Here is a 12,611-nt window from a genome sequence, read left to right on the forward strand (position 1 = left end):
AGCTTTTTTTTAATTAAAGTATGGATTGGTTTTTTGTTCCTGTGCAATAGTGGTTTCATCACCGTGTCCAGGATAAACAACTGTTTCTGGTGGCAATGAGAATAATTCAGTTTTAATGGCTGTAAGCAGTTGATCTAAGTTACCTGTTGGCAAATCTGGTCGTCCGACACTGCCTTTAAATAGAGCATCTCCAGCAATTACGAAATCATTAAATATAAAACTCACACTGCCAAATGAATGTCCAGGTGTTGGTACAACTGTAAAATGAAGTTTTCCAAAATGATACTCTTGATACAGTGTAAACTCAAATTCTGCAGGTCTAGCAGTAACAGGAATAGTTGTAAATTGTGCAGATAAGTTCATTTCAGGATCATTCAACCAATCTTGTTCCAATTCATGAACATAAACAGGGATTGAAAAAGCGTCGCGTACTTGATCGACGGCACCAATATGATCATGGTGAGTGTGAGTCAATAAAATGGCTTGAGGAATTACATTTAGTTTATGAATGGTATCAATGATTCTTTCTGCGTCAGAACCAGGATCGATAATTAAAGCATCTGTGCCATCCGCTATAATATAGCAATTCTCTTGTAAGGAACCGTTAGGTATTTTTTCGATATGAATCATTTAGTATCACTCCTAAAAAAAGTCTTGATTCGATTATAACGGAAAAAGGAGTGAGAAGAAAGAATTGAAACTAAAAAGCCGCTAAAAAAGTTGCATCTTTAGCGACAGTTTTCATACTATTAATGAGCATCTTCATCTACAGCTTTAAACATTTGTTTATAACGTTCTTCATCTTCTTGATTATCACGAACAACTTTTGCTACAGTGAAAGAAGAAGAAATGATTCCAACAGTTCCCATTAAGTAATAGCCTTTTACCATCAATGGTTCTTTTAACGTGTAAAGACCAATTGTGATTAAGACAATAAAGAAAATAAAGGATCCCCATGCCAATAAAGTAAAAGCTGGTGTATTGCGGTATGTTTTCTTTTTCATTTTGCACCCCCTAATCATTAAGTATACTAGATTTCGATAACAACTGCTATCTAAAAAAATGTTTTTAAAATTCCTAAAAAAAATCCAATTAAGAAAAATCTTAATTGGACTTTTTACTTATTTTTTTAAATATTGACGCATGTGCTCTGTAATTCCAGTTAAAACAATCTCAGCAGGATCATCGGTACTCTCAATTTTCATTGTTGAACCATCCGTTGGTAGCTGTTGATTAAATCGTTTTTCATATTCTGAAATGGATAATTTTTTACGTTTATCTAGCAAATCTTGATGATCTTTTGCAGTAATATAATCTTGGAAATTTTTTTGCAGTGTTCCACTAAAGAACTCTGCCACAGCACCAGAGCCATAACTAAAGAATCCTAAACGGTCTCCGGCTTTCAATGATGTTTGGTGATCGAGTAAAGAAATCACACTTAAATACAGAGAGCCTGTGTAGATATTTCCAATTTGGCGACTGTACAGCGTACTTAAACGATAATTTTCCAATAAGCGTTCTTGATCCTCACTAGAAACTGAATCAATCACCGTATTTAATGCTTTACGTCCCATTTTTGTATAAGGTAGGTGGAAGCAAATTGCAGTAAAGTCAGCTAATGAATAAGTGAATTTACGTTGATATTCAGCCCAGATTGTTTCAAAAAATTGAATGTATTGTTCAGTTGAATATTTACCATTTACAACGGCTGTTTCTGAGTAAACAGGACGCCAGAAATCCATAATATCTCCTGTTAAAAAGACATTGTCATCTTCTAAGGCAATCACGCGAGGGTCTTTTGTAATCAAGACAGCGACTGCACCAGCTCCTTGAGTGGATTCACCAGGTGTATCTAAACCGTAACGAGCGATATCAGAACCCATAACTAAAACCTTGCTTTCAGGATGGTTTGCAACGTATTCCTTTGCCATCTGAATGCCTGCAGTTGCGCCATAACAAGCTTCTTTAATTTCAATTGAACGAGCAAATGGATTCAAGCCAAGTAAGCGATGAATATAAACTGCGCCAGCTTTTGATTGATCAATTCCTGATTCTGTTCCTAGAATGATCAAATCAATTTTTTCTTTATCGACGTCATCTAATAGCGATAGGGCCGCATTAGCTGCCATTGTTACCGAATCTTGCGTAACAGGTGGAAATGCCATTTTATCTTGTCCAATGCCGATGGTAAATTTATCTGGATCAATTCCTCTTGCCTGAGCAAGCTCAACCATGTCAACATAAAAAGCAGGTGTATAAAAACTAATTTTATCGATTCCTATCTTCATTATCATTACCTTTTTCTATTATATATTTTTGACTCACACTATCAGTTTATTAAAAATAACTTTAAAAGACAACCGAAAGAAGAAAATTTCATCATAAATTAGTAAAATCTTTAAAAAAAAGCCCTATTTTTCATTTTAGAATACGTTTTCATTATTTTACCTAAAGGTTTTAATAAATTTTTAAAGACCCACAATCAACAAGTTGTTTTGGCTATCAATAGTGGTATAATAAAGGCAAAATGTTTTCAAAGGAGAGGGCTATGAAAGAAGTTGTAATTGTAAGTGCAGTTCGAACACCACTTGGAAGATTTGGTGGCAGTTTAAAAGATATTTCAGCTGTTGAACTAGGCAAAATTGTTGTAGAAGATGCATTAAAGAGAGCCGATATAGAGACATCAGATATTCAACAAGTTATTTTTGGAAATGTGCTGCAAGCAGGTCTAGGGCAAAATCCAGCTAGACAAATTGCTATCCATGCAGGCATTCCTTTTGAAGTTCCTGCAATGACAATTAATGAAGTGTGCGGTTCCGGTTTAAAAGCAGTGATGTTAGGCAGACAAGCGATTCAACTTGGCGAAGCAGAAGTCGTTGTGGTTGGCGGAACTGAAAATATGTCACAGGCACCATTTTTAATGGAGCATCATCGCTTTGGTCACAAATTTGGCAACGATCAAGTGGTTGACAGTATGATTAATGATGGATTATCTGACGCCTTTGGTCAGTACCACATGGGAATTACTGCAGAAAATGTAGCTGAACAATTTCAAGTTAGCCGTAAGGAACAAGATGCTTTTGCTTATCACTCACAAATGAAAGCTAAACAAGCAGAAGAACAAGGTTTCTTTCAAGAAGAAATAGTTCCCGTTTTACTAAAAAATGGCACTTTAATGGAAAAAGATGAAACGATTCGTTATGATACATCAATGGAAAAATTAGAACGTTTGAAGCCCGCCTTTAAAAAAGACGGCACCGTCACAGCTGGAAATGCTTCTGGAATCAATGACGGTGCTTCGGCATTAGTGTTAATGTCCAAAGAACGAGCAGAAGCGAAAGGAATTCCTTATTTAGCAACCATCAAAGCAACCGCTGAAATTGGAATTGATCCTGCGATTATGGGATACGCTCCCTATTATGCAGTCAAAGAAGCTGTTAAAAAAAGCGACTATAGCTTATCAGAAATTGATTTATTCCAATTGAATGAAGCATTCGCCTCACAATCAGTAGCTGTTGTAAAAGATTTAAAAATTGATCCAGCAAAAACCAATATATACGGTGGAGCAATCGCCTTAGGGCATCCAATTGGCGCATCAGGTGCGCGAGTATTGACGACCTTACTATACGAATTGAAACAAACGAAGCAACAAACAGGTGTGGCATCATTATGTATTGGTGGCGGATTAGGCGTTGCCATGGTTGTTGAACGTCACTAAACTAGTTGAAAGAGGGGAATTGAAATGGATTCAACTATTTCAAAATTTTATCAAAAAAGCCGCCAAGAGCGAATTAAACTATTAGCTGAAAAAGGATTTTTAACCGAACAAGGGGAACAATTATTAATGGATGAACAGCTATTAGATGCAACAATTGCAGACAATATGATTGAAAATCAACTAAGCCAATTTCCATTGCCAATAGGTGTGGCACTAAATTTTTTAGTGAATCAGAAAGATGTGATTGTGCCGATGGTGACAGAAGAACCTTCTGTGATTGCAGCAAGTAGCAATGGGGCAAAAATGATTCGAAGTGGCGGTGGATTTACAACTGAAATTCACGAACGTGCGATGATTGGACAATTGATTTTTAAAGACGTTCCAGATATCGAAGCAGCTGCAAAAATGATTCAAGATAAAGAAAGTGACATCATAGAAATCGCATCCCGTGCACATCCTTCTATAGTTAAAAGAGGAGGAGGCGTGAAGCGAGTTGAAACAAGAATCATTACAAATGAAGAGCGGGCACCTGAATATTTAACCGTTCACCTAATTGTAGATGTTCAAGAAGCCATGGGAGCCAATACAATCAATACAATTTTAGAAGCAACAGCTGAACCGATAACCAATTGGATTAAAGGAAGCACCTTGATGCAAATTCTAAGCAACTATGGCGATGCTTCTTTGGTTACGGCTAAATGTGAGATACCAGTAACGGTTCTAGCAACTCAGGAATACAGTGGAGCAGAAGTTGCCAATCGAATTTCAGAAGCAACCCATTATGCTCACTTGGATCCTTACCGAGCAGCAACTCATAATAAAGGCATCATGAATGGGATTGACGCAGTAGTGATGGCATCTGGGAATGACACAAGAGCGATTGAAGCAGGTGCTCATGCTTATGCGAGTCGAACAGGGCGTTATAAAGGGATGTCCAATTGGTTTGTGAATGAAGCTGGAAATTTAGTAGGAGAATTGACATTGCCAATGCCAGTGGGAACCGTTGGTGGCGCTATTAGTGTCTTGCCACTTGTGAAAGCAAATCAAGAATTATTGCAAATTCATCAAGCGACAGAGCTTGCAAGCATTATTGTTTCAGTTGGATTAGCGCAAAATTTATCAGCATTAAAAGCGTTAGTAACAGAAGGAATCCAAAGAGGACATATGTCACTACAAGCAAAGGCACTGGCAATCCACGCAGGCGCAACTGGTGATGAAATCGAACAAGTAGTAGCAGAATTACGGAAAGCACCTCAAATGAACCTAGCTACTGCACAAGCTATCTTAAAAAAAATAAACTAAAGAAAAAAACCTTCTCAAAGTTGAGAAGGTTTTTTTCTTTAGAATTTGTAAGGTGTTAATTTATATTGTTTGATATCTTCTTTAATGCCAGTAACAATATTGTCATTGCCATTCATAATCGCACAAGCCATTGCTAAGAAGTAGAATTCTTCTGCTTCTTTTTTATTGCCTTTTTTCAATAAGTTAAAGCCTTTTTCATAGTACAAGAAATCAAGCATGTAGTATGATTTGTCTTTTTGTAACAAGTCAATTCCGATGTCAGATAAGCTAATAGCTTTATCGTAGATTTCAATTTTTGAATAGAATTTAGCTGCGTTGTAATAAATCTTTAATAATTTAGTAAAGTTATCTGCTTCAACTTTGTTTAATTCTTGAATATCATCAATTGATTTGTCGAAATAAACTTTAGCTTTTTTAATGTCATTTTTTGAATCATAAGCAATTCCAATTGAATTTGTAACTAAAACATCCACAAAATCAAGATTAGAAGAACGCTCTAAGATTAATTCTAAATTAAAGTAGTGCAAAGCTTCTTCAAATTCGTTGAAACCAATTAAACGAGTAATCCCAACATAGTAGTAATAAAGTTTTTTATCGTGAATATTGTCTAGCTCATCTTCGTTGATGCTACTTACTAATAAATCATAAGCTTCTTTATGTTGTAGTTGGTTACAAAGAGTATCAACTTTTTTAAAGAGATTGTAATTTGTATTTGAATCTCCTTCAACAATACAAACATCGTTGATTTCTGCACCTAAACGATCACAGATTTTGCTTAAAATATTCATAGTTGGAATATTGTTGTGATTTTCAATTTTACTGATGGTAACTTGGGTACAGATGCCTTCTGCCAATTGACTTTGTGTTAATTTTTTCTCGATTCTTAATTTTTTAACTTTATCTCCTAAGATAATCATGATAAAAAATTCCCTTCTATAGTTGATTTTAATTAATAAACGTTATATTATAGAGATAGTAAAACAAATGTTTTGCTATCTCTATTTTTAATATTTCCAAAAAGTAAAGATTATTTTTTTTTGGGGGGGAGGAATAAATATGTTACTTGAAGAATTAGTGAGTTTAGCAGAAGGGTCAATTTCGACCTACGGCAATATCAGCTATATATAGTTCAATTAACTTTGAATTTATTCCAAAAACTTCTGTGTGTATTCTTAACATTGAAGTTTTTTTATTATAGTAATCAATTACTGTTCAATATTATAGCATAAAGGTTAGCTATTTGTGTTGAAATTTTAATCTTATTATCATCGTGAATCCAGCTATTAGATAGAATAATATCCATAAATAATATAATAACTAAAAATGATAATCCAAATAAATGTGAAAAATAACTCAAGATTAGTGTTTGAAGAGACCAAAAGGAAAACTGATTTATATAATAATTGAATAATTCAGAGGTGTTTTTTTTATAGAAATGCTTATTTTATAAGGATTAACCGTTTTTTTTTTGAATAAAATGCTTTTTTTACATTGAAATTATACATAAAAATAATTATTTAGGTTATATGCAAGGATAATAAAACGTGTGATTTCTTTCACGTTTTTTTTGTTTATTTTAGAAGTTTTTTTGTGAACAAAATGTGTCGTAAAATAAAAAAATAATTAAAAAAGAGCGAATATGAATAAAAAAATTACGAATTTGATGTTTGATTCGACGTTTAATAGCTAGTTTAATTATTAAATTATAACAAATATAGTTGTGATAGTTAAAGAGAAAAGCGAGTTAATCATTTTTTCAGAATGAAAATAAACTAATTTTAGAAAAAGTTTCTTTCAGAAGAAAAATAGAGACGGAAATATGAACAAAAGCTTATTTTATGCGACTAATAGAATTGTTCGATGAAAAAATGTTCGAAAGTTAAGAACAAAAGTAAATGTGAAGGTATAAAAGTAAAGTATATTGGTTTATGTATGAGGTTTTCCAGTCAAACATTTTGTTAAGAAAAAAAGAACAGGAAAAATGAAAGTACTTTTTTTAACCAAAATTAATTAATAGTTAAATGAGGATGAGAGAGATTCGTTCATCTTTTTTTAATAAATAATAGGTTCAGTAATGAAGTAGTTTTAATTAGGATAAAAGGACTCACCTATTACTAGTAGAATAAGGACTAAGAAATAGAAAGAAGTTCATTTTTTAGAAACAACAGTTCTAACTAGCATTTTTTTGTGCAATCATCTATAATTTAAATATAAAAGTATAGTCTATTATTAGGAGTGATTGGAATGGAACATATTCAATTAAAAGATTTTCCAACTGATTTTTTATGGGGGAGCGCAAGTGCGGCTTATCAAGTTGAAGGAGCATGGAATGTTGATGGGAAAGGCAAGTCTGTTTGGGACGTCTATGCGAAAGTTCCAGGGGCAACTTTTCAAGATACTAATGGAGACGTCGCAGTTGACCACTACCATCGTTATAAGGAAGACGTTAAATTAATGGCAGAGCAAGGTTTAAAAGCGTATCGTTTTTCAATTGCATGGAGCCGAGTTTTACCAAATGGAACCGGAGAAATCAACGAAGCAGGGTTAGAATTTTATGATCGTTTGATTGATGAATTGTTGTCTTATCAAATTACGCCAGTTGTTACGTTGTATCATTGGGACATCCCGCAAACATTAATGGAACGTTATGGCGGCTGGGAAAGTCGCGAAGTAATTGAAGATTTCAATAATTATGCAGTTATTTTATTTAAGCGTTATGGTGATCGAGTGAAACATTGGGTAACTCTAAATGAACAAAATGTTTTTGTGGGACAAGGCTACAAAACAGGGACTCATCCACCTGCAGTTCGAGATGAAAAACGATTCTATGAAGTCAATCATATAGCAAATGTGGCTAATGCAAAGGTAATTCAATCATTCAGAGCTTTATCGATTGAAGATGCGTTGATTGGACCAAGTTTTGCCTATACCCCGGTTTATCCAAAGTCACCCAATCCCAAAGATATTTTAGCTGCTGAAAATGCGGAAGAACTATTGTCGCACTTTTGGATGGATGTTTATGCCTGGGGCGAATATCCTAGAGTAGCAATGAACTACTTGATCAAAGAAGGCATTGCACCAACTATTTTACCGGGAGATTTAGAACTATTAAAAGCGGCAACACCTGATTTTATGGGGTTAAACTATTATCAAACAGCAACTGTAGAGTACAATCCATTAAATGGGGGCGTTGGTGAAGCAAAACCAAACTTTACTGGAAAAAAAGGAAGCAGTAAAGACAGTGGTATTCCTGGCTTATTTAAAACGACTGCCAATCCATTTACTGAAACAACAGATTGGGACTGGACGATTGACCCAGAAGGGCTACATGTAGTCTTACGACGGATAGAAAATCGCTATCAATTGCCAATCTTAATTACTGAAAATGGTTTAGGAGCCTTTGATAAGCTTGAATCGGATGACACAATTAATGATGAATACCGGATTGATTATTTAAAACGTCATGTAAAAGCCATTCAAGAAGCTATTACAGATGGTGTGACAGTATTAGGCTACTGCACATGGAGTTACACAGATTTGTTAAGCTGGTTAAATGGGTATCAAAAACGTTATGGGATGGTTTTTGTTGATCGTGACGAACACGATGAAAAAACGTTGCGTCGCATTCCAAAGAAAAGTTATTATTGGTATCAAGGTGTCATTGCTTCAAATGGCAAACAAATAGAATAAGCAACGCTAGACTTGTTTCATTGCGAAACAGGTCTGTTTTTTTTTAATGATTGATGGAACAAATAAAAAATGACGACACCCATGAAAAAAGGTATAATAGAATAATAAAAGATAAGGGGGAATTTAAATGGAATCACTGATAGTTGCATATTTCTTTGTGTTTCTAGCATTATTTTATATCGTACTAATTGTTGGCATGATTTTTATGTGGTATTTTATCATTAAAAAAGCAATTGTTAAAGGGATTAATGAATCAAAATTAGTGAAAAATAGTTCTGATCATGATCGGGAAATTTATCTATTAAAACAAGAGCTAAAAGGACTAAAAGCAGCTCAACAACTTACTGAAACCACTAATGAAGCAATTTTTGATGAAATGGAGCCGCTTGTAGTAGAAGAAGAGAGTTTTGTAACTGAAGAAGCGGAAAAAGATGGAGGGAGAGAACACGATGAATCGACAAACTGAATATCTATTAACACTGATAGGAGCTATCTTTAATGCCTTATCTGCTTTTGTGCTTATTATTATTACAGCTTTAGCGGGAATTGGGATATCTTCTCAAATGAATCAAACGTATGATACGGATTATTATAATACAAACTATTATGATGGTTCGGAAAGTGCTCTTTTAATTGGAGTCTTAATTGTTGTTGTCATTTTTTTAGTCGCAACGTCTATTGTAGGTTTTATTGCAGCTTTTAAAATCAAAAAAGGGCATTCAGGTTGGGGAATTGCTGTTTTGGTTTTAGGTGGACTTTCAATAACTTCAATTCATGGGATTTTATGGGTGATTGCAGGAATCATGATGCTAACTAGAAATGGTCAAATCAATGAAGGATCAGATTCTATCACAGATGATTTGACTTATTTAAAAAAATTGTATGATGAAGGCATTATTAGTACAGATGAATATGAAAAGAAAAAAAAAGAATGGCTTAATTTTTAAAAAAGGCAATCTGAATCGTATGTCGATTTGGATTGTCTTTTTTTAATTTATTAAATGAATAGAACTAAATAAAAATAGTTCTAAAAAAGTGTAAATAGTTGCGATTACTAGCAGGTTTCTATAATATAATAAGGGTAAAATGAGCTTTAGAATATCATTATTGAAATGAGGAATGACAGTGTGTTCTGCAACTACGGATACCGAAATTATAAAGGGGATTCAAAATCAACAATATCAAGTTTATTTTCAACCTAAAGTGAGTCGTAACCAATTAGAAACAGTGGGTGTTGAAGCATTAATTAGGTTAAAGATAGGAAATCGTATTTTAACACCAAATCTTTTTTTCTCATTTCTAACAGCAAAAGATAGCCGTAATTTACAAAATTACTTGATTCAAGAAATCGTGATGTTGTTAAATACAAATCCTTTTTTTAAGAAACGAACAATTGCTGTTAATATTCCCTCTAGTGATGTGACAGATGATACTTATATAGAAAAACTTTGCCATTATTTGCAAGCTAATCTAAATGCGCCAGAACGCTTGGAGTTTGAGATTGTTGAACGACCAGAGATACAGGATTTGGAACGAGCTAATCAAAATTTAGTTCAATTAAAAGCATTAGGAATAAAAATTAGTTTAGACGATTTTGGACAAGGCTCATGTTCTTTGCAATATTTACACTCATTACCCGTTGATTGCTTAAAAATAGATCAAGCTTTCATTCGCTCAACCGAACTAAAAGCAATGAAAATTATCGAATCGACGATTAAATTGGCTCATAGTTTGAATTTATCAGTGGTAGCAGAAGGTATAGAAACGCTAACTCAATTAAAACAAGTTCATGAACTAGGCTGTGATGTATTTCAAGGATATCTATTTGATTGCCCACTAAGTCTTTGTGAGCTAACAACTAAAAACAGAAAAAACGCAAGGCTCTTTTAAAAGAGCCTTGCGTTTTTTTAATTAAAAGCTTCTTTTTTTTAAAGCTTCTTTCTTGAATAGAAGGAACCAAGAAAGGCTGCCACAAAAAGCGACACCAAATCCAAAGGACAGTAAATGATTAAGCCAGAAGAAGCGAGTAAGCTGAAGATTATAAAAATCAGCATAGAGCCAGTTGCTTACTAGCATAAAAGGGACATAAAGACTGACAATCAGAATAAGAGGCTTATTTAATGTTGAAAATAAAATAAATTTACCGTTATTTTCTAACGAGAGTTTTTTATAATAATGAGAAGATAACGCCACTAATAATCCAGTTGCCACACTATAAACTAAATAATACCAAATTGGAGGATGTTCCCCTTGAATTCCTGGAGCTTTAAACAAACTAAAAACCCATGAATTACTTGCTATCCTAGAAATCGAACCATGTTGGTAATAATTCCATTTATCAAAAAGGGTGCGAAAGGTATTCATAAAAAAGCCAATACTAATTGAAAATCCAATGCTAACAAAAATTAGAAAGAATACATCCCCGATGATGATAGCAAAAAACATCATCATGGAAAAAATTAAACTATAAAATAATAAGCTTAATAATTGATTAGGTAAAAGTTCAAAAAATGTTGCATTGAAAAATTCGTTCGGAATTCTCATGTAAAGTAATCCGATAAAAATTATTTTTCCAATGATTAAGCTGCCAAGAAGGGTACTAAAACCAAAAATCATTTTTGTTGAAAAAATCATTTTTTTCGAAAAACGACTAGCAAATAAAAATTGATCGAAATCTGAAAATTTATCTAAAAAGAATAAACCAAAACTTAATAGTGCAATAGCAATCCATAAAATATGGGAGGGTTCATTAATAAAAGTAGTAAAAATTTTATTTGAAGATTGCCCCGGCGTATAAAATAAGGAAAAATCATAATCTTTTATCGTTTCCGTGCCTTCAGATAATTTGATTTGTTCAATTGTTGATTGATAATTCTCGTTCCAGCTATTCACCTGATTAAGACCATTATATAAGTAAATTCCAACTACTGTTACAAAAAATAAACTCAATAATTTCCAATGGTGTTTCCAAAGTAAGCTATTCAAATCTTTATTCATCACTCGTTCCTCCTAATTCATCATTTGGTAATCTGCATCTTTGGTGGATTGACTACGAATAATATCTTCAATAGAAACAGGTAGTCTATCAAATAATACAGGTTTCGTTTCTTTAATTTCATTTTCTAATTCTTGAGGCAATTCTTCAAATAAGTAAGTCAAAACACGCCCCTCAACAGATAAAAGAGTAGCATTATCTTTTATAACAGAGGGAATGTCTTTTGTGACAAAAACAAATTGGACTTTAATAGCCGTTGAACGTAAGTGTTCTAAATAGAAATCTTTTGTTAAAGTTCCTTCTTTTAAAACTAAAATTCGGTCAGCAATGGTTTCCAGTTCTTGAAGTTGATGAGAGGCAATTAGAATACTCACTTGATTTGTTGCAGCCTGTTTTAAAATAAAGGCTAACGCATGTTTCCTTTGAATTGTATCCAACCCATCTAACGGCTCATCTAACAAGAGATAATTAGCTCCTGTAGCAAAAGCACTAATCAAACGAACCATTGTTTTAGTACCTTTTGATAATTTCCCATAACGTTCATCTAACGTTAGTTTGATTTTTTTGAGTTCTCGTTGAAATAAAGCTTGATCAAAATTTGGATAGACGATGTGGTAATAATTGCTGATTTCTTTTAATTTTAATGAATCAAAATAAGAAAGAGAATCTTGTAGTAAAAAAAGATGTTCTTTTTGTTCGGGAACCGTTTCAATCTCTTTCCCATCAATTAAAACGGAACCAGCATCTTTTTGATAAAGTCCAACCATGGTTTTAAATAAACTTGATTTTCCATTTCCATTCCGACCAATCAAACCCGTGATTTCTCCTGTTTTTAAGGTGAAATGAATATCCTTTAATGAAAATGAGGCACTAACTTTTTTTGATAAATGTTGAATGTCCATTGGC

General features: G+C 33.4%; 12 protein-coding genes. 6 read left to right on the forward strand and 6 right to left on the reverse strand.

Features of this window, described 5'->3' with window-relative positions; all coding sequences use genetic code 11:
• Window positions 1–9: 9 nt before the first annotated feature.
• The 3 genes from BR52_RS01135 to BR52_RS01145 all read right to left on the reverse strand — a co-directional run bounded on the left by BR52_RS01135 (window position 10) and on the right by BR52_RS01145 (window position 2,288).
• The gene (locus BR52_RS01135; protein ID WP_279625191.1) at window positions 10–627 is read right to left on the reverse strand and encodes an MBL fold metallo-hydrolase; all 618 of its coding nucleotides are present in this window, start codon (window positions 625–627) and stop codon (window positions 10–12) included.
• 122 nt (window positions 628–749) lie between these two features.
• A complete protein-coding gene (locus BR52_RS01140; protein ID WP_051915592.1) occupies window positions 750–1,004 on the reverse strand; it encodes a YiaA/YiaB family inner membrane protein in 255 nt (84 codons plus the stop codon).
• Between the two features lie 117 nt (window positions 1,005–1,121).
• On the reverse strand, window positions 1,122–2,288 hold the full coding sequence (locus tag BR52_RS01145) for a hydroxymethylglutaryl-CoA synthase (RefSeq protein ID WP_034568430.1): 1,167 nt from the start codon (window positions 2,286–2,288) through the stop codon (window positions 1,122–1,124).
• Between the two features lie 260 nt (window positions 2,289–2,548).
• Between BR52_RS01145 and BR52_RS01150 the strand changes: the two genes are divergently transcribed.
• Window positions 2,549–3,718, forward strand: coding sequence for an acetyl-CoA C-acetyltransferase (locus BR52_RS01150; protein WP_034568431.1), 1,170 nt, complete (start codon window positions 2,549–2,551; stop codon window positions 3,716–3,718).
• Between the two features lie 24 nt (window positions 3,719–3,742).
• Window positions 3,743–5,020: a hydroxymethylglutaryl-CoA reductase, degradative gene (locus BR52_RS01155; RefSeq protein ID WP_034568432.1), complete on the forward strand. Its 1,278-nt coding sequence runs from the start codon at window positions 3,743–3,745 to the stop codon at window positions 5,018–5,020.
• A 38-nt stretch (window positions 5,021–5,058) separates the two neighbouring features.
• On the opposite strand, the gene BR52_RS01160 is transcribed toward BR52_RS01155, so the two are convergent.
• Window positions 5,059–5,937 carry a helix-turn-helix domain-containing protein gene (locus tag BR52_RS01160; protein WP_034568434.1) on the reverse strand — a complete coding sequence of 293 codons (879 nt, stop codon included), beginning with the start codon at window positions 5,935–5,937 and terminating at the stop codon, window positions 5,059–5,061.
• Between the two features lie 1,327 nt (window positions 5,938–7,264).
• Here BR52_RS01160 and BR52_RS01165 point away from each other — a divergent pair.
• The 4 genes from BR52_RS01165 (at window position 7,265) to BR52_RS01180 (ending at window position 10,600) form a co-directional block, all read left to right on the forward strand.
• Entirely contained in the window at window positions 7,265–8,710 is a 1,446-nt protein-coding gene (locus BR52_RS01165) for a glycoside hydrolase family 1 protein (protein ID WP_034568436.1), read from the forward strand.
• 127 nt (window positions 8,711–8,837) lie between these two features.
• A complete protein-coding gene (locus BR52_RS01170) occupies window positions 8,838–9,176 on the forward strand; it encodes a hypothetical protein (protein WP_051915593.1) in 339 nt (112 codons plus the stop codon).
• Window positions 9,160–9,657: a DUF4064 domain-containing protein gene (locus BR52_RS01175; RefSeq protein WP_034568438.1), complete on the forward strand. Its 498-nt coding sequence runs from the start codon at window positions 9,160–9,162 to the stop codon at window positions 9,655–9,657. Before BR52_RS01170 ends, BR52_RS01175 begins: the two co-directional genes overlap by 17 nt.
• 178 nt (window positions 9,658–9,835) lie before the next feature.
• A complete protein-coding gene (locus BR52_RS01180) occupies window positions 9,836–10,600 on the forward strand; it encodes an EAL domain-containing protein (RefSeq protein WP_051915594.1) in 765 nt (254 codons plus the stop codon).
• 21 nt (window positions 10,601–10,621) lie between these two features.
• Here BR52_RS01180 and BR52_RS01185 read toward each other — a convergent pair whose 3' ends face one another.
• Window positions 10,622–11,707 (reverse strand): hypothetical protein, encoded by a 1,086-nt coding sequence (locus tag BR52_RS01185; RefSeq protein WP_034568440.1) that lies wholly within the window; start codon window positions 11,705–11,707, stop codon window positions 10,622–10,624.
• A gap of 12 nt (window positions 11,708–11,719) precedes the next feature.
• A complete protein-coding gene (locus tag BR52_RS01190; protein WP_034568441.1) occupies window positions 11,720–12,607 on the reverse strand; it encodes an ATP-binding cassette domain-containing protein in 888 nt (295 codons plus the stop codon).
• Between the last annotated feature and the right edge of the window lie 4 nt (window positions 12,608–12,611).

The sequence above is a fragment of the Carnobacterium divergens DSM 20623 genome, from assembly GCF_000744255.1.
GTDB lineage: Bacteria > Bacillota > Bacilli > Lactobacillales > Carnobacteriaceae > Carnobacterium > Carnobacterium divergens.